The organism is Streptomyces sp. NPDC002181 (assembly GCF_042890485.1).
In the GTDB taxonomy this organism is placed as follows: Bacteria; Actinomycetota; Actinomycetes; order Streptomycetales; family Streptomycetaceae; genus Streptomyces.
In genome coordinates, this window is record NZ_JBIASC010000001.1 from 23,446 (window position 1) to 40,734 (window position 17,289).

Genomic DNA, 17,289 nt, shown 5'->3' on the forward strand with positions numbered 1-17,289 from the left:
TGTCTGCGCACACGATTAGGCTGAGCGTGGGCGCGGCGTCGAGGTGGGCGCCGGACCAGTGTTCGACAGACCAGGAGGACCAGTGAGCGGCGATCGGAACGAGAGGCGCGGCGGGACGTGGGACGTCCCGACGGACGATCAGTCCGACGCGGAGCCCGAGATGACGGGCGAGTTCACCATCGACTACACCCCGCCGGCCTGGTACACGCAGGGCGCGGCCCCGGCCACGCCCGTACCGGAGCTCCCCGAGGGCAGCGGTTTCGAACCCCACCGCCCGTCGGACGTCACCGCGCCCCCGACGATGCGGATCGCCCCGCCGGCCCCGCGCACCCCGTCGGACGGCGCGGGCGTCCCGTCCTCCTTCCCGGCGCCCGCCCCCTTCGGCACCCCCGCCGACACTCCCCCGGCCCCGCCGGTCCCGGCGCCCGCCGAAGACGCCGCGCCGTTCGCGGCCCCGGCCGGCGGCGCCTCCCTGCCCGCGCCGTACCCGGCACCGGCGCCGGCTCCCTTCGCGGCTGCGGCCGACGCTCCCGCCGCCGAGGCACCCGTCCCGCCGGCCCCGGCGCCCTTCGCCGACGCGGGGACGCCCCCCGCCCTCCCGGCTCCGGCCGAGGTGCCCGCACTGCCGGCTGCGGCGCCGGTCGAGGCAGCCGCGCCGCCCGCTGCGGCGCCCTTCGCCGCCGAGCCCTCTGACGCGCCCGGAACCTTCGTGAAGCCCTCGTCCGGGGCGCCCGTCCCCGTACAGCGGCAGGACACCCCGCCCGACGGGGTGCCCGTCCCGTTCGCGCACCCCGAGCCCGCGCCCCCGGCTGCGCGGGACGAGCCCCGCGACGCCGTCCCCGCGCCGGAGGCTCCGCAGCCCGTCAGCCCCGCGGACGCGGTTCACCCGTCCGAGGGAGCCCCCTTCGGGGGACCCGGAGGCGAACTCCCGGCGCTGCCGCCCGCGTTCCCCTCCACCGCGCCGCCCCAGGACGGGTACGGATTCCCGCCCGCCCCGGGCCCGGCCTCGACGCCGCCCTCGCAGGGGTACGGATTCCCCCCGGCCCCCGGCCCCGCGCCCGCGCCCGCGCCGCAGGACGGCTACGGCTTTCCCCCGAACCCCGGCCCCGCCGCGCCGACGCCCGCGCCGCAGGAGGGCTACGGCTTTCCCCCGGCTCCCGCGCCGGCCCAGCCGATGCCGCAGCCCCAGCCGCCCCTCGCCTCGGGCGACTACGCCTTCCCGCCCGCGCAGCACGCGCCCGTACCGCCGCAGGCCGAGCAGCATCATCAGCCGCACCAGCAGCCGCAGTACGACCCCCGTACCGGCGCCCAGTGGTCCGCCGGGCCCCAGCCGGGCCCGCAGCCGCACGACCCGCGCTACCAGCCGGGTCCCGGCACCGGCGGCGGCGCACCCCTCGGCTACACCGCCGCCGTCGAGCTGTCCTCCGACCGCCTGCTGCGCGGAAAGCAGAAGCCCCGGCCCCAGCGCTCCGGCTTCCGTTTCGGCGGCAAGGCCGCCGAGGCCGATCGCCTGCGCAAGCTGGAACTGATCCGCACCCCGGTGATGTCCTGCTACCGCATCGCCGTCATCAGCCTCAAGGGCGGCGTGGGCAAGACCACGACCACCACGGCCCTCGGCGCCACCCTCGCCAGCGAGCGCCAGGACAAGATCCTGGCCATCGACGCGAACCCCGACGCCGGCACCCTCGGCCGTCGCGTGCGCCGCGAGACCGGGGCCACGATCCGGGACCTCGTCCAGGCGATCCCGTACCTGAACTCGTACATGGACATCAGGCGGTTCACCTCCCAGGCCCCCTCCGGCCTGGAGATCATCGCCAACGACGTCGACCCGGCCGTCTCGACGACCTTCAACGACGAGGACTACCGCCGCGTCATAGACACGCTCGGCCGCCAGTACCCGATCATCCTCACCGACTCGGGCACCGGCCTCCTCTACTCCGCCATGCGCGGGGTCCTGGACCTGGCCGATCAGCTGATCATCATCTCGACCCCGTCGGTGGACGGCGCCAGCAGCGCGAGCACCACGCTCGACTGGCTCTCCGCGCACGGGTACGCCGATCTCGTCTCCCGCTCGATCACCGTCATCTCCGGGGTCCGCGAGACCGCCAAGATGATCAAGGTCGAGGACATCGTGCAGCATTTCGAGACCCGCTGCCGGGGCGTGGTCGTGGTGCCGTTCGACGAGCACCTCGCGGCCGGCGCCGAGGTCGACCTCGACCTGCTGCGGCCCAAGACCCGGGAGGCGTACTTCAACCTCTCCGCGCTCGTCGCCGAGGACTTCGTCCGCGCCGCCCAGCAGGCTCCCCAGAGCCACTGGGGAGCACCTCAGCAGCCCCAGCCCCAGCAGCCGCAGGCGTACCAGCAGCCTCCGCAGCAGCCGCAGCCGCAGGGCCAGCCGTACGGCCAGCCCCAGGGCCCCTCCCCGTACCAGCAGCCTCCGCAGCCGTACGCCCAGCCCTATCCGCAGCCCGGCCAGCCCTGGCAGCCCCAGCAGCAGCCGCAGCCCCAGCCCCCTCAGCAGCCCCCGCGCGACCCGCGCCTCGGCTGACGAAGACGGCAGCGCGAAGGGCCCGTACCTCCGGGGAGGTACGGGCCCTTCGCGTTCGGCTCAGTGCTCCGCGTCGTACGTCTCGGTCAGCGTCCGCGCCCGCTTCACGTCGTCCGCGATGGCTTCGAGGAGGCCGTCCAGCGAGTCGAACTTGGCCATGCCGCGCACGTACGCGAGGAAGTCCACCGTCACGTGCATGCCGTACAGGTCCAGGCCGACCCGGTCGATCGCGTAGGCCTCCACGGTCCGCTCGGTGGCGTCGAACTGGAGGTTCGTGCCGACCGAGATCGCGGCCGGCATCCGCTCGCCGCCCGCCGTGAGCCAGCCCGCGTACACCCCGTCCGCCGGGATCGCGGTGTGCGGCGGCGTCTCGACGTTGGCCGTCGGGAAGCCGAGCTCGCGCCCGCGCTGGGCGCCGCGCACGACGACGCCCTCGACCCGGTGCGGGCGGCCCAGGATCTCGGCCGCGCCGTCCATGTCGCCCTCGGCGACCAGCCTGCGGGCCAGGGTGGAGGAGAAGGGCACGCCACCGCCCGCCGCGCCGCGCTCGACCAGGTCCACGACCTCGACCTCGTAGTCGTACGTGGCGCCCAGCTCGCGCAGGAAGTCGACGTTCCCGGCGGCCCGGTGGCCGAAGCGGAAGTTCGGGCCCTCGATGACGGCCCGCGCGTGCAGCTTGTCGACGAGCACCTTCACGATGAAGTCGGCCGGGGAGAGCTGCGAGAACTCCGCCGTGAACGGCAGGATCAGCAGCGCGTCCACACCCAGCCCGGCCATCAGTTCGGCACGGCGGTCGTACGGGGCCAGGATCGGCGGGTGGCTGCCGGGGCGAACGACCTCGCTCGGGTGCGGGCTGAAGGTGACGACGACGGAGGGGACGCCGAGCGCGCGGGCCTTGGCCACGGCGCGCCCGATGATGAGCTGATGGCCCCGGTGCACACCGTCGTACGAGCCGATGGTGACGACGCTGCGTCCCCAGTCCTGGGGGATGTCCTCCAAGCCACGCCAGCGCTGCACTGTGACCGCTCCTCGCCCGAACCGTTGATGGCCCTGTCCTGGTTGCCGTTTGCTGGTCTAAGACTGCCATGCCGGTGCCCGGGGCCCCGCATCGGCATCTGGCTGGGGCCGCTCTCCGTCACCTCCGGCGGGCGGCGCCCCGGCGGAGAGGAGCGCGGACCGTGAAAGCGCCCCCTTGCACTCCCTCCAGTCACTCCGCGCGCCTGCCCGGACGGGTGAATACGAGGGCCGGGCTGGATAGAGACCTACCCGAGGGGGGTCGTGGAGCGGTGAGCGGCAGGCGATGTGCGCTCGCCGCTCCACGTCACAACGGATCAGGCGAAGACGGCCAGCGACTTCGCCTTGCCGCCCTTGTTCTCTACCAGCCCGAGCAGCACGCCGTCCGGCCCGAAGACCGCGACCGTCTGCCCCGCGGCGTACGCGTCCGGCATGTCGATCCGCACGCCGTTGCCGAGCAGCGAGGCACGCCGGGCGTCGAGGTCCCAGCGCGGGAAGGCCGCGGCCGCCGCCTCGCCGATGGGCATGACGGTCAGCTCCTCCTGGAGCTGGTCCAGGGTCCGCGCCCGGTCGATCTTGTACGGGCCCACGCGGGTACGCCGCAGCGCGGTGAGGTGCCCGCCGACGCCGAGGTCGGCGCCCAGGTCACGGGCGAGCGCGCGGATGTACGTACCGCTGGAGCAGACGACGGAGACGACGAGGTCGACGACCTTGGTGCCGTCCTCGGCCTCCGCGTCCCGCATGTCGTACACCTGGAACGACGAGATGGTCACCGGCCGGGCCGGGATCTCGAAGTCCTCGCCGTCGCGGGCGCGCTTGTACGAGCGCACTCCCTTGATCTTGATGGCGCTGACCTTCGACGGGACCTGCATGATCTCGCCGGACAGCTTGGCGATGCCCTTGTCCACGGCCTCGCGGGTCACCGCCGAGGCGTCCGCCGAGGAGGTGATCTCACCCTCCGCGTCGTCCGTCAGCGTGTTCTGGCCGAGGCGGATCGTCCCGAGGTATTCCTTCTCGGTGAGCGCGAGGTGGCCGAGGAGCTTGGTGGCCTTCTCGACGCCCAGGACGAGGACTCCCGTCGCCATCGGGTCGAGCGTGCCGGCGTGGCCCACGCGGCGGGTCTTGGCGATCCCGCGCATCTTGGCGACCACGTCGTGCGAAGTGAAGCCGGACGGCTTGTCGACGATGACCAGGCCGTCCGGCGTCGTCTTCCCTGCGTTGTTGCTCATTCGGAGGCTGCGTCCTCGTCGTCCTCGTCGCCCGGCTTCTTGTACGGGTCGGCGTCGCCGGCGTACTGGGCGCCCGAGGACACCTCGCGCACCTGGGCGTCGGAGGTGCGCGCCTTCTCGAGGAGGTCCTCGATGGTCTTGGCGTTCTCCGGGAGGGCGTCCGCGACGAAGGTCAGGGTGGGCGTGAACTTGGTTCCCGCCGCCCGGCCGACCGCGGAGCGCAGTACGCCCTTGGCGCTTTCGAGGCCCGCCGCCGCGCTGGCGCGGTCCTCGTCGTCACCGTAGACCGTGTAGAAGACCGTGGCCTCCCGCAGGTCGCCGGTGACCCGGGTGTCCGTGATGGTCACGTGCGTACCGAGGCGGGGGTCCTTGACACCGCGCTGCAGCTTCTCGGCCACCACCTCCCGGATGAGGTCCGCCAGCTTCTTCGCCCGCGCATTGTCGGCCACTGGTCCGTCTCCTTCTTATGTCTTGCAGTCAGTCTTCATCACCGTGCAGCCGCCGTCTCACCGACAGCAGCTCCACTTCCGGACGTGCCGCGACCAGCCGCTCGCAGCGGTCCAGTACGTCCGAGAGGAACCCCGCGTCCCCGCTGACCAGAGCGACCCCGATACGGGCCCTGCGGTGCAGATCCTGGTCGCCCACTTCGGCCGCGCTCACGGAGAACTTGCGTTGGAGCTCGGCGACGATGGGCCGGACGACAGAGCGTTTCTCCTTCAGCGAGTGGACGTCGCCGAGGAGCAGATCGAAGGACAGAGTCCCCACGTACATTCAGTTCCGGATATCCCGCCGGTGCGGGTTCGGTGGCCTGCCGGCCGTCGCGCGGCAGGGTCACCAGAACCGTACACGCAACGGCCGGGGCCGATCGACGGATATTCCGCCGACCGGCCCCGGGCTTACGACACGGTGCGAACCGCCTCGCGCTTACGCGCGGGGCTTCTCGCGCATCTCGTACGTCGCGATGACGTCGTCGATCTTGATGTCGTTGAAGGAACCGAGGTTGATACCACCCTCGAAGCCCTCGCGGATCTCGGTGACGTCGTCCTTGAAGCGGCGCAGACCGGAGATGGTGAGGTTCTCGGCGATGACCTTGCCATCGCGCAGGAGCCGCGCCTTGGTGTTGCGCTTGACCTCGCCGGAGCGGATGAGGACACCCGCGATGTTGCCCAGCTTGGACGAGCGGAAGATCTCGCGGACCTCCGCCGTACCGAGCTCGACCTCTTCGTACTCCGGCTTGAGCAGACCCTTGAGGGCCGCCTCGATCTCCTCGATGGCCTGGTAGATCACCGAGTAGTAGCGGACGTCGACGCCCTCGCGGTCCGCCATCTGCGCGGCACGGCCGGCCGCACGGACGTTGTAACCGATGACGATGGCGTCGGAGCCCATCGCCAGGGCGATGTCGGACTCGGTGACCGCACCCACACCGCGGTGCAGGACGCGGATGTCGACCTCTTCGCCGACGTCGAGCTGGAGCAGCGAGGACTCGAGGGCCTCGACCGCACCGGACGCGTCGCCCTTGATGATGAGGTTGAGTTCCTGGACCAGACCGGCCTTGAGGACCGAGTCGAGGTCTTCCAGGGACACCCGGCGGACGCGCTTGGCGAAGTTGGCGTTGCGCTCACGCGCAGCACGCTTCTCGGCGATCTGACGGGCGGTGCGGTCCTCGTCGACGACGAGGAAGTTGTCGCCGGCGCCGGGGACGTTGGTGAGACCCAGGACCAGGACGGGGGTCGACGGACCCGCTTCCTCGACGTTGTTGCCCTTGTCGTCGAGCATGGCGCGCACACGGCCGTAGGCGTCGCCCACGACCATCGTGTCGCCGACGCGGAGGGTACCGCGCTGGACGAGGACGGTGGCGACGGCACCGCGGCCGCGGTCGAGGTGGGACTCGATCGCAATACCCTGAGCGTCCTGCTCGGGGTTGGCGCGCAGGTCGAGCGAGGCGTCGGCGGTGAGGACGACGGCCTCCAGCAGGGAGTCGATGTGCAGACCCTGCTTGGCGGAGATGTCGACGAACATCGTGTCGCCGCCGTACTCCTCGGCGACCAGACCGAACTCGGTGAGCTGACCGCGCACCTTGACCGGGTCGGCACCCTCGACGTCGATCTTGTTGACCGCGACGACGATCGGGACGCCGGCGGCCTTGGCGTGGTTCAGCGCCTCGATCGTCTGCGGCATGACGCCGTCGTTGGCCGCGACCACGAGGATCGCGATGTCGGTCGACTTGGCACCACGGGCACGCATGGCGGTGAACGCCTCGTGACCGGGGGTGTCGATGAAGGTGATCTTGCGGTCTTCACCGTTGACGTTGGTGCCCACCTGGTAGGCACCGATGTGCTGGGTGATGCCGCCGGCCTCGCCCGCGACGACGTTCGTCTTGCGGATGGCGTCGAGCAGTCGGGTCTTGCCGTGGTCGACGTGACCCATGACGGTGACGACCGGGGGACGCGGCATGAGGTATTCCTCGCCGCCCTCGTCCTCGCCGAACTCGATGTCGAAGGTCTCGAGGAGCTCGCGGTCCTCCTCCTCCGGGCTGACGATCTGAACCTGGTAGTTCATCTCGCCCGCGAGGAGCTGGAGGGTCTCGTCGGAGACGGACTGCGTGGCAGTGACCATCTCGCCGAGGTTCATCATGACCGCGACCAGCGACGCCGGGTTGGCGTTGATCTTCTCCGCGAAGTCGGTGAGGGACGCACCGCGCGACAGGCGAACGGTCTCGCCGTTGCCGCGGGGCAGCATCACGCCGCCGACCGACGGGGCCTGCATGGCCTCGTACTCCTGGCGCCTCTGGCGCTTCGACTTGCGACCGCGACGGGCGGGCCCGCCGGGACGGCCGAACGCACCCTGCGTGCCACCGCGGGCACCGGGACCGCCGGGACGGCCACCGAAGCCGGGACGACCGCCGCCACCGGCGCCGGCCGGGCCGCCGCCGAAGCCGCCGCCACCCGGACGCGGGCCGCCGAAGCCGCCGCCGCCCGCGGGACGCGAGCCGGGACCGGCCGGACGGCCGGCGAAGCCGCCGCCACCGGGACGACCGGCGCCACCACCGGGACGCGGGCCACCGGCACCGGGACCACGGCCACCGGGGCCGCCGCCGGGACGGGGACCGGGACCACCGGCAGCGGGACGCTGCGGCATCATGCCCGGGTTCGGACGGTTACCGCCGGGAGCACCACCGGGACGCGGGGCGCCGCCCTGCGGACGGGGCATGCCGCCCGGGGTCGGACGACCCGCACCGGGACCCTGCGGGCGCGGAGCGCCACCGGGACCACCCTGCGGGCGGGGAGCACCCTGGCCGCCGCCGGCGCCGGGGGCACCGGGACGGGGAGCGCCGGCCGGACGGGGCGCCTGCGGGCGCGCCATGCCGGTGGAGCCACCAGAGGTGAACGGGTTGTTGCCCGGACGGGGACCGGCCGGACGGGCGCCCTGCGGACGCGGGGCCTGGGAACCGGGACCGGAGGGACGCTGTCCCTGACCGGGGGCGGTGCCTGCCGGGCGCGGGGCGCCGGGACGGGCGCCGGCCTGGCCGCCCTGGGCCGCGGGACGCTGCTGCGCCGGACGCGGGCCGGGGGTCGCGCCGGGACCGGCGGGACGCTCGGTGCGCGCCGGGGCGGCCGGGGCCGCCGGAGGCGCGGAGAACTCGGTCGCCACGGGCGCCGCCGGAGCGGGCTTCGGGGCGGCCGGAGCCTTGGGACCGGGACGCGGGCCGGAAGCGGCCGGAGTCACCGGGGCGGGCGCGCTGGGGGCCGGAGCCTCTGCGGCGGCCGGCTTGGGGGCCGGGGCGCCGGGCTTCGGGGCAGCGGGACGTGCAACGGCGCCAGGGGTGGGAACCCCGGGCTTGGCGGGCGCGGCCTTGCGGGGCGCGCCCGGCTTCGCAGCGGACTTGCCGGCGTTGCCGCCGGGCCCCTGCAGTGCGTCAGTCAACTTGCGTACAACCGGCGCCTCGATCGTCGAGGACGCCGAACGGACGAACTCACCGAGTTCCTGGAGCTTGGCCATGACGACCTTGCTCTCAACTCCGAACTCCTTGGCGAGTTCGTATACCCGGACCTTAGCCACTTCGCTCCTTTTAGGTCCGGGTTACGCCGGACCGTCGCTACTTCATGGGCGTACTCATCGCGTACTCATCGAGTGCTCATCGCAATCTCGACCTACTTCCAACTCGCGAGGTACCTGACCGCACGGGGTATCCGTGCCGTACTACTTCTTACGGTGTCGCCTCGGCCACGACGGCCACGGCTTTGCTCAGTCCGGTCGTGTCGAGTGCTCCCGGGGACCGAAGGGCCCGGGGGAACGCTCTGCGACGGACCGCCTTGTCCAGACAGACCACGGCAGGGTGCACATAGGCGCCCCGGCCGGGCAGCGTACCGCTTGGATCAGGGACGCATTCGTCCCCGATCGCCACGATGCGCAGCAGATCGCTCTTGGCCGCTCGCTCCCGACACCCCACACAGGTGCGTTCGGGGCATGCGCGGGCTTGCGTCCGGCCAGACACGCCTAAGTCTACCTCCCCGCACCGACCTCACCCCTTCGGGCGAAAAATCGAACGGATGTTGTCGAGATCTGCTGTCTTGATCCTGTCTACCCGCCGGACAGCTCCGGCGGGTACCGGATTTATTCCCCGCCCCGGGCCCGGTCGGCGTCCGGGGACGCCTCGGTGTCGGGGCGGATGTCGATGCGCCAGCCGGTGAGCCGCGCGGCGAGGCGGGCGTTCTGGCCCTCCTTGCCGATGGCCAGCGACAGCTGGTAGTCGGGCACGGTCACCCGGGCGGAGCGCGAGTCCCAGTCGACGACCTCGACCTTGCTCACCCGGGCGGGTGACAGCGCGTTCGCGACCATCTCCGCCGGGTCGTCCGACCAGTCGACGATGTCGATCTTCTCGCCGTGCAGCTCGGCCATGACGTTGCGCACACGGGCGCCCATCGGGCCGATGCAGGCGCCCTTGGGGTTGAGGCCCGAGCGGGTGGACCGTACGGCGATCTTGGTGCGGTGGCCGGCCTCGCGGGCGATCGCCGAGATCTCGACGCTGCCGTCCGCGATCTCCGGGACCTCCAGCGCGAAGAGCTTCTTCACCAGGTTGGGGTGGGTGCGCGAGAGGGTCACGGACGGACCGCGGACGCCCTTCGCCACCCGTACGACGTACGCCTTGATGCGCAGGCCGTGCGTGTACTCCTCGCCGGGGACCTGCTCCTGCACCGGCAGGATGGCCTCCAGCTTGCCGATGTCGACGAGGACGTTCTTGGGGTCCTTGCCCTGCTGGACGACACCGGTGATGACGTCGCCCTCACGGCCGGCGAACTCGCCGAAAGTGAGGTCGTCCTCGGCGTCGCGCAGACGCTGCAGGATCACCTGCTTGGCGGTCGTCGCGGCGATCCGGCCGAAGTCCGACGGGGTGTCGTCGAACTCCTTGGCCTCCTGCCCCTCCTCCAGGTCCCGCGGGTCCTCCGTCGCCCAGACGACGACGTGGCCGTTGGTGCGGTCCAGCACCACGCGTGCGCGCCGGAAACTGCCCTCGGTGCGGTGGTACGCGATGAGGAGGGCCGACTCGATCGCCTCGACGAGCAGGTCGAAGGAGATCTCCTTCTCCCGGACCAGACCCCGCAGGGCACTCATGTCGATGTCCACGGCTACGCCTCCTCTTCCTTCTTGTCCTTGCGGTTGAACTCGATCTCGACCCGCGCCTTGGCGATGTCGGTGAAAGCAATGCGGCGGGCGGTGGCCTTGCGGCCCTTCACGCCCGGGACCTCCAGGTCCATTCCCTCGTCGTCCACGTCGAGGATGCGGGCGATCAGTTCCCCGCCCTCCGCGAGCTGGAACTTCACGAGGCGGTCGATCGCCCGGACGTAGTGACGGTGCTCGGTCAGCGGGCGGTCGGCGCCCGGCGAGCTCACTTCGAGGACGTACTCGTCCTCGCCCATCACGTCGGATTCGTCGAGCCTGTCGGAGACCTCACGGCTCAGCTCGGCACACGCGTCCAGTTCCACGCCCTCGTCGGAGTCCACGATGACGCGCAGCATCCGGCGCTTGCCGGCCTTGGACATCTCGATGTCCTCGAGGTCCAGGCCCTTGGCGGCGACGAGCGGCTCCAGCAATCCGCGCAGCCTGTCGCTCTGGGTGGTGCTCATCCGGGTGACTCCTCGGCCGCGTGTGCTGTTGTGGTTTACGTCGCGTGTCAGGTCAAAGGGTATCCGGTCGCGGAGGGTGTTGCCGTCCGCCCTCGGGACGGGGCCCCGGGTACGGTGATCACACCCTGCCCCGCCACCACCTCCGAGGACGTCGCCGTGCCCTGGACTCCGCCTTCGCGGCCCTCTCGCAGGAGCCTGCTCGCCGGCGCCGCCGGTGTGGCCGGCACCGCGCTGCTCACCGGGTGTTCCGGCGGGTCCGGCTCGCCGGACGCCGACACCGCGGTTCCACTCGAACGGCGGATGCGCGAGACGGCCGTTCGAGAGAGCGAACGGCTGCTGGAACGTTACGACGCCACCGCCGCCGCCCATCCGGCCCTGGCCGCGCGCCTCGCTCCGCTGCGCATGGCGGTCGCCGCGCACGTCGGGGCGCTGGCCCCGGCAGGCCCCGCGGCCTCCAGGAGCCCGATCGGAGCACCGCCGCCCGCATCGTCCTCGGCCGCCCCGGCCGGGGCCGCCGCGGCGAGCGGCGAGCCCGTTCCGCCGGCGCCCGAAGAGGCCCTGACCGCCCTCGCGGACTCCGAGCGGAGCCTCGCCGAGGCGCGGACCGTCACCCTCGCCGGGGCGCCCGGGGAGCTGGCCCGGCTGCTGGCCTCGGTGGCCGCCTGCGGTGCCGTACACGCCTACCTGCTGACCTCGCCCCAGGGAGACAAGCCGTGACCCCCGAACCCTCCTCCGCGAGCCGCGCCCTGGAGGCGGCTCAGGCCGCGCTCGGCGCCGAGCACGCGGCCGCCTACGGCTACGGGGTCATCGGCGCCCGGACCGCCGCCGCCCGGTCGGCGGAAGCCCGCGAGGCGTACGGCGGCCATCTCTCCCGAAGGGACGCGCTCGCCCGGACCGTACGCGAGCTGGGCGGCTCGCCGAGGCCCGCCGAGGCGGCGTACGCGCTGCCGTTCGAGGTGCGCGGCCCGGCCGACGCCGAGCGGCTGGCCGCCGAGATCGAGGACCGGGTGGCGGGCGCGTATTCCGATCTGGTGCGGGCGGCGGACGGCCGGCTGCGCCGCGAGGCGGCCGACGCGCTGAGCGCCGCGGCCGTCCGCGCGGCACGCTGGCGCGGGGTCGGCGTAGCCTTCCCTGGGCTCACGGAACGCGGAGAACGAGCCCGGACCAGCTGAAAGGGATCACGCACGCATGGCTTTCGAACCGCCGCAGCGGCTTGTACGGGCGCTCGGCGAGACGCCGGATTCGGCGCAGAACGCGGACTGGCTGGGGCAGTTGCCCCGGCTCGCCGAGGAGGCGCCGGCCCGGCGTGGGGTGCGGGTCCAGCGGGTGCAGGCCCCCGGTGGCCGGAGCAGTCTGGTCCTCCTCGTCCACTACGCCGACGGGACGCCGGCCGCGCTGAAGCTGGCTCCCCCGCTGGCCCGGCCCGACCGGGAGCTGGCCGCGCTGGCGCACTGGGGCGGTTTCGGCGCCGTACGGGTGCTCGACACCCGGCACCACGAGGAGGACGGGGCGCTGCTGCTGGAGCGGCTCCACCCGGAGGTCTCGCTGCGCTCGCTCCCGGACACGAAGGCCCTGCTGGAGGCGTGCGGGACGCTGCGCAGGCTCTGGGTGACCCCGCCGGCCGGGCACCCGTTCGAGACGGTGGCCGAGCGCACGGCGCAGCAGGCGGAGCTCCTGCGCAAGGCTCCGCCGGAGGCGGAGGCGCTGGCCTCCTCGGCGCTCGCGGTCCGCGAGGAGCTGACCGCGCTGCCCGGTGAGGAGCTGCTGCTGCACGGGAACTTCCGGCAGGGCAAGGTGCTGGCGGGCGAGCGCGCGCCGTGGCTGGCGGTGGGGCCCGATCCGCTGGTCGGGGACCGGGCGTACGACCTGGCGCGGCTGGTCCGGGACCGGCTGGAGGACCAGGTCGCCTCCTCGGCGGGGGCGGCGGGGGCCCGGCGCCGGGTGAACAGGCTGGCGGACTCCCTGGAAGTGGACCGCGACCGGCTGCGCGGCTGGACCCTGTTCCGCGCGGTGGAGTCCGGCAACCGGGCGCTGGCCGCGGGGCGGCGCCGGGAGGCGGAGATGCTGCTGGAGTTCGCGGCCTGGCTGTAGGGCATACCGTGGATACGGGCGGGTAAGTGCCCCGCAGGAGGCCGTCATGGTCCAGGAACTGCTGACAGCGGCGATCGCGGCCGGCGCGGCGGTCGCGGTGTACTCGGGTGTGGCCGCGCGGGTGGTGCGGCAGTACGAGCGGGGTCTGGTCTTCCGCTTCGGCCGCCTGCGGCAGGGGGTCCGGGGGCCGGGCTTCACCATGATCCTTCCGTTCGTCGACCGCCTGCACAAGGTGAACATGCAGATCGTGACGCTGCCCGTGCCCGCGCAGGAGGGCATCACGCGGGACAACGTCACGGTGCGGGTGGACGCGGTCGTGTACTTCAAGGTCGTGGACCCGGCGAACGCGATCATCGAGGTCGAGGACTACCGCTTCGCGGTCTCCCAGATGGCGCAGACCTCGCTGCGCTCCATCATCGGCAAGTCCGACCTGGACGATCTGCTGTCCAACCGGGAGCAGCTGAACCAGGGGCTGGAGCTGATGATCGACAGCCCGGCGGTGGGCTGGGGCGTGCAGATCGACCGGGTCGAGATCAAGGACGTCTCGCTGCCGGAGACGATGAAGCGGTCGATGGCCCGGCAGGCGGAGGCGGACCGCGAGCGGCGGGCGCGCGTCATCAACGCCGATGCGGAGCTGCAGGCTTCGAAGAAGCTGGCGCAGGCCGCGGCGGTGATGTCGGAGCAGCCGGCGGCGCTGCAGCTGCGGCTGCTGCAGACGGTGGTGGCGGTGGCCGCGGAGAAGAACTCCACGCTGGTCCTGCCGTTCCCCGTGGAGCTGCTGCGCTTCCTGGAGCGCGCGGCCCCGCCGCCGGGCGGGGCGGAGGCGGCGCCGCAGGCCCCGCCCGGGGGCACCGCGCCGCCGCCCCCTCCCCCGCCCCTGGTCACCGGGGTCGCGCAGGACGCGGAGGACGCGGAGGACGAACCCGAGGGCGGCCCGGAGGCGGACTGACCTACGCCGTCTACGCCGTCAGACGGGCGAGGGCCTCCGCCAGGGGGAGTTCCTCGCGGGTGCCCGTGGCGCGGTGCTGGAGTTCGACCACCTCGTCGGCGGAGCGGCGGCCCGCCACCAGGATCCACGGGACGCCGATCAGCTCGGCGTCCGTGAGCTTCACGCCCGGGGACAGCCCCGCGCGGTCGTCCAGCAGGACCCGCAGCCCGGACCCCGCCAGGGTCTCGGCCGCGCGCTCGGCCAGCGCGAGCTGTACGGCCTTGCCCGCCGCCACCACGTGGACGTCGGCCGGAGCCACCGCCGCCGGCCAGGCCAGGCCCTTCTCGTCGGCGCTCTGTTCGGCCAGCGCGGCCACCGCCCGCGAGACGCCGATGCCGTACGAGCCCATCGTGACCCGCACCGGCTTGCCCTCGCGTCCGAGCACGTCCAGGCCGAACGCGTCCGCGTACTTGCGGCCCAGCTGGAAGATGTGCCCGATCTCGATCGCCCGGTCCAGCCGGAGCCCGGCGCCGCAGCGCGGGCAGGGGTCGCCGGGTTCGACGACGACCACGTCGAGGTACTGGTCGACCTCGAAGTCCCGCCCGCAGACCACGTTCCGGGCGTGCGTGTCGGCCTTGTTGGCGCCGGTCACCCACGAAGTGCCGGGCGCGACACGGGGGTCGGCGAGGTAGCGGACCTTGCCGAGGCCCTGCGGGCCCACGTAGCCGCGTACCAGGTCGGGGCGGTCGGTGAAGTCCTCGGCGGTCACCAACTCGACCACGGCCGGGGCCAGGTGCTCGCCCAGCTTGCCGAGGTCCACCTCGCGGTCGCCGGGTACGCCCACGGCCGTGATCTCGCCGTCGACCTTCACCAGGAGGTTCTTCAGCGTGGCCGAGGCGGGTACGCCGAGGTGCGCGGCGAGGGTCTCGATCGTCGGGGTGTCGGGGGTGTCGACCTCCTCGATCGCGGGGTGCCCGGCCTCCACCGGGGCCAGTGCGAAGGTCACGGCCTCGGTGTTCGCCGCGTAGTCGCAGGACGGGCAGTCCACGAAGGTGTCCTCGCCCGCCGCGGCGGGCGCGAGGAACTCCTCCGACGCCGAGCCGCCCATCGCGCCCGAGACCGCGGACACGATGCGGTGGTCCAGGCCGAGTCGCTCGAAGATCCGCTGGTACGCGGCCCGGTGGAGGGCGTAGGACTCGGCGAGGCCCTCGTCGCTCACGTCGAAGGAGTACGAGTCCTTCATCTGGAACTCGCGGCCGCGCAGCACGCCGGACCGGGGCCGGGCCTCGTCGCGGTACTTGGTCTGGATCTGGTAGAGCATGACGGGCAGGTCCTTGTAGGACGTGCACTGGTCCTTCACCACGAGGGTGAAGATCTCCTCGTGGGTGGGGCCGAGCAGGTAGTCCGCGCCCTTGCGGTCCTTGAGCCGGAAGAGCAGGTCCCCGTACTCCGACCAGCGCCCGCTGACCTCGTACGGCTCCTTCGGCAGCAGCGCCGGGAGCAGCACCTCCTGGGCGCCGATGGCGTCCATCTCCTCGCGGACGATGCGCGAGACGTTGTCGAGGACCTTCTTGCCGAGCGGCAGCCAGGTCCACACGCCGGCGGAGCTGCGGCGGACGTATCCGGCGCGGACGAGGAGCCGGTGGCTGAGGGTCTCGGCGTCGGCCGGGTCCTCGCGGAGGGTCTTGGCCATGAGGCGGGACATGCGCTGCACGTGTTGCGATGACATGCCGGGAGGCTACCGGGGGCGCCGGGCCCCCCGGAAACCGTTTCAGGGGCGGCGCAGCGGCAGCGGGGCGCCCATCACGGCGTACGGGAGGCTCGCGCTCGGGAAGTGGACCTGGCGGGCCAGGTCCGTGTAGCCGAGGGCGCGGTAGAGCCCGCGGGCCGGGCTCTCGGTGTCGATGGCGGAGAGGATGGAGCGGGGTTCCCCGGCGGCGTCGGTGAGCCGGGTGATGAGGGTACGGCCGACGCCGCGGCCCTGGAATCCGGGGTGGACGTGCAGCTCGGTGATGACGAAGGAGCCGTCGAGCCAGCCGCCCTGGCCCTCGGCCCGCAGGTACGGTTCGACGACCGAGGACCACCAGTACGCCCGGTCGTTGGGCATGCCGTACACGAACCCTGCGAGGGCCCCGTCCTCGGTGAAGGCGCCGAGGGCCCGGGCTCCGCGGCAGGTCATGTGGCGCTGCACGATGTAGCGCCGGATGCCGACCTCCTCCGAGCTGAGCCCGAAGGCCACGGCCTGCACGCGCAGGGCCTCGTCCACGCGGTCGGCGAGGTCGAGGGGACCGATGCGGAGTCCGGCGGGCCGGTCGGGGCCGTCGCCCTCGGGGGTAGGCAGCATGCGGCGACCTTACTGGGCGTACCCCCGTGCCGTCCGTACGGCCCCCGCCCCCGCTCCCGCGCTGACCGCGCTCCGCGCCGCCGCGGGCGGCGCGGTCCCGTCAGAACAGCACGCTCATGAACGCGCCCACCTCGCGGAAGCCGACGCGGTGGTAGGCGGCGCGGGCGGCGGTGTTGAAGTCGTTCACGTAGAGGCTGACCACGGGGGCGACGTCGCGCAGTGCGAAGTCGACGACGGCGGCCATGCCGGTCTCGGAGTGCCCGCGGCCGCGGAACTCGGGGGCCACCCATACGCCCTGGATCTGGCAGGCGCGGGCGGTCGCGGCGCCGATCTCGGCCTTGAAGACGACCTTGCCGTCCTCGATGCGGGCGAAGGAGCGGCCGCCGGCGACCAGCTCGGCGACGCGGGCCTGGTAGAGCAGCCCGCCGTCACCCGCCATCGGCGAGACGCCGACCTCTTCGGTGAACATGGCCACGCAGGCGGGCATGATCAGGTCCATCTCGTCCTTGCGGATGCGCCGCACGAGCGGATCGGGGCGCACGTCGGCGGACGGCTGCTCGGTGACCATGAGCGGCTGGTGGGAGCGTACGTCGCGGGCGGGTCCCCAGCTGGGCTCCAGGATCCGCCACAGCAGCCGCGTGGCCTCGGCGGGGCCGACGATGGAGGAGCAGCGGCGGCCGGTGCGGCGGGCCCGGTCGGCGAAGGCGCGGACGGCGTCGGGGCCTGCGCAGACGGGGACCAGGTTGGCGCCGGCGTAGCAGAGGGAGCGCAGTCGGCCGTCGGCGTAGTAGCCCCACATCTCGCCGCCCAGGCGCCACGGGTCGAGTCCGGCGACCTGGACCCGGGAGGTGACGAAGGCGTTCTCGACCGGCTCGCGTCCGAGGACTTCGAGGGCGGCGTCGAGATCACTGGGCTCAAGGACCCGGGTGGTGGTCTGCGTCAACACTGGGGCCTCACCATACAAGTCTGCTGATCTCCGCACTGTACCCGGCGTCACCTGAGGATGCCTG

16 protein-coding genes are annotated in these 17,289 nt (G+C 72.9%); 5 read left to right on the forward strand and 11 right to left on the reverse strand.

Features of this window, described 5'->3' with window-relative positions:
• Positions 1-82: 82 nt before the first annotated feature.
• The gene (locus ACFYXV_RS00100) at positions 83-2,548 is read left to right on the forward strand and encodes an SCO5717 family growth-regulating ATPase (protein WP_389381671.1); all 2,466 of its coding nucleotides are present in this window, start codon (positions 83-85) and stop codon (positions 2,546-2,548) included.
• Positions 2,549-2,608: 60 nt separating this feature from the next.
• On the opposite strand, the gene ACFYXV_RS00105 is transcribed toward ACFYXV_RS00100, so the two are convergent.
• The 8 genes from ACFYXV_RS00105 to rimP all read right to left on the reverse strand — a co-directional run bounded on the left by ACFYXV_RS00105 (position 2,609) and on the right by rimP (position 10,916).
• Positions 2,609-3,565: a bifunctional riboflavin kinase/FAD synthetase gene (locus tag ACFYXV_RS00105; protein ID WP_385468251.1), complete on the reverse strand. Its 957-nt coding sequence runs from the start codon at positions 3,563-3,565 to the stop codon at positions 2,609-2,611.
• Positions 3,566-3,879: 314 nt separating this feature from the next.
• Positions 3,880-4,791, reverse strand: a complete 912-nt coding sequence (gene truB, locus ACFYXV_RS00110; RefSeq protein ID WP_389381672.1) for a tRNA pseudouridine(55) synthase TruB — start codon at positions 4,789-4,791, stop codon at positions 3,880-3,882.
• On the reverse strand, positions 4,788-5,240 hold the full coding sequence (rbfA, locus tag ACFYXV_RS00115) for a 30S ribosome-binding factor RbfA (RefSeq protein ID WP_030859756.1): 453 nt from the start codon (positions 5,238-5,240) through the stop codon (positions 4,788-4,790). The genes truB and rbfA overlap by 4 nt, the downstream gene beginning before the upstream one ends.
• A 28-nt stretch (positions 5,241-5,268) precedes the next feature.
• Entirely contained in the window at positions 5,269-5,562 is a 294-nt protein-coding gene (locus ACFYXV_RS00120; protein ID WP_030651158.1) for a DUF503 domain-containing protein, read from the reverse strand.
• Positions 5,563-5,715: 153 nt separating this feature from the next.
• Entirely contained in the window at positions 5,716-8,850 is a 3,135-nt protein-coding gene (infB, locus tag ACFYXV_RS00125) for a translation initiation factor IF-2 (protein WP_385468241.1), read from the reverse strand.
• 148 nt (positions 8,851-8,998) lie between these two features.
• Positions 8,999-9,286, reverse strand: coding sequence for a YlxR family protein (locus tag ACFYXV_RS00130; protein WP_078622365.1), 288 nt, complete (start codon positions 9,284-9,286; stop codon positions 8,999-9,001).
• A gap of 119 nt (positions 9,287-9,405) precedes the next feature.
• Positions 9,406-10,416, reverse strand: a complete 1,011-nt coding sequence (nusA, locus tag ACFYXV_RS00135) for a transcription termination factor NusA (protein WP_099889207.1) — start codon at positions 10,414-10,416, stop codon at positions 9,406-9,408.
• 2 nt (positions 10,417-10,418) lie between these two features.
• Positions 10,419-10,916 (reverse strand): ribosome maturation factor RimP, encoded by a 498-nt coding sequence (rimP, locus tag ACFYXV_RS00140; RefSeq protein WP_385468236.1) that lies wholly within the window; start codon positions 10,914-10,916, stop codon positions 10,419-10,421.
• Positions 10,917-11,030: 114 nt separating this feature from the next.
• On the opposite strand from rimP, the gene ACFYXV_RS00145 reads away from it, so the two are divergent.
• The 4 genes from ACFYXV_RS00145 to ACFYXV_RS00160 are packed head-to-tail and all read left to right on the forward strand — an operon-like array spanning position 11,031 to position 13,956.
• Positions 11,031-11,633 (forward strand): hypothetical protein, encoded by a 603-nt coding sequence (locus tag ACFYXV_RS00145; RefSeq protein ID WP_389381673.1) that lies wholly within the window; start codon positions 11,031-11,033, stop codon positions 11,631-11,633.
• Positions 11,630-12,088 carry a ferritin-like domain-containing protein gene (locus ACFYXV_RS00150; RefSeq protein ID WP_385468231.1) on the forward strand — a complete coding sequence of 153 codons (459 nt, stop codon included), beginning with the start codon at positions 11,630-11,632 and terminating at the stop codon, positions 12,086-12,088. Before ACFYXV_RS00145 ends, ACFYXV_RS00150 begins: the two co-directional genes overlap by 4 nt.
• A 16-nt stretch (positions 12,089-12,104) precedes the next feature.
• Complete coding sequence (locus ACFYXV_RS00155; protein WP_389381674.1) at positions 12,105-13,007, forward strand: aminoglycoside phosphotransferase family protein; 903 nt, start codon at positions 12,105-12,107, stop codon at positions 13,005-13,007.
• Positions 13,008-13,053: 46 nt separating this feature from the next.
• Complete coding sequence (locus ACFYXV_RS00160) at positions 13,054-13,956, forward strand: slipin family protein (protein ID WP_385468225.1); 903 nt, start codon at positions 13,054-13,056, stop codon at positions 13,954-13,956.
• A 10-nt stretch (positions 13,957-13,966) separates the two neighbouring features.
• Here the strand turns inward: ACFYXV_RS00160 and ACFYXV_RS00165 are convergent, their stop codons facing one another.
• The 3 genes from ACFYXV_RS00165 to ACFYXV_RS00175 form a co-directional block, all read right to left on the reverse strand.
• Positions 13,967-15,664, reverse strand: coding sequence for a proline--tRNA ligase (locus tag ACFYXV_RS00165; RefSeq protein WP_385468222.1), 1,698 nt, complete (start codon positions 15,662-15,664; stop codon positions 13,967-13,969).
• Positions 15,665-15,706: 42 nt separating this feature from the next.
• Entirely contained in the window at positions 15,707-16,279 is a 573-nt protein-coding gene (locus ACFYXV_RS00170) for a GNAT family N-acetyltransferase (RefSeq protein WP_383499880.1), read from the reverse strand.
• 100 nt (positions 16,280-16,379) lie between these two features.
• Entirely contained in the window at positions 16,380-17,225 is an 846-nt protein-coding gene (locus ACFYXV_RS00175) for a GNAT family N-acetyltransferase (RefSeq protein WP_385468219.1), read from the reverse strand.
• Positions 17,226-17,289 lie beyond the last annotated feature (64 nt).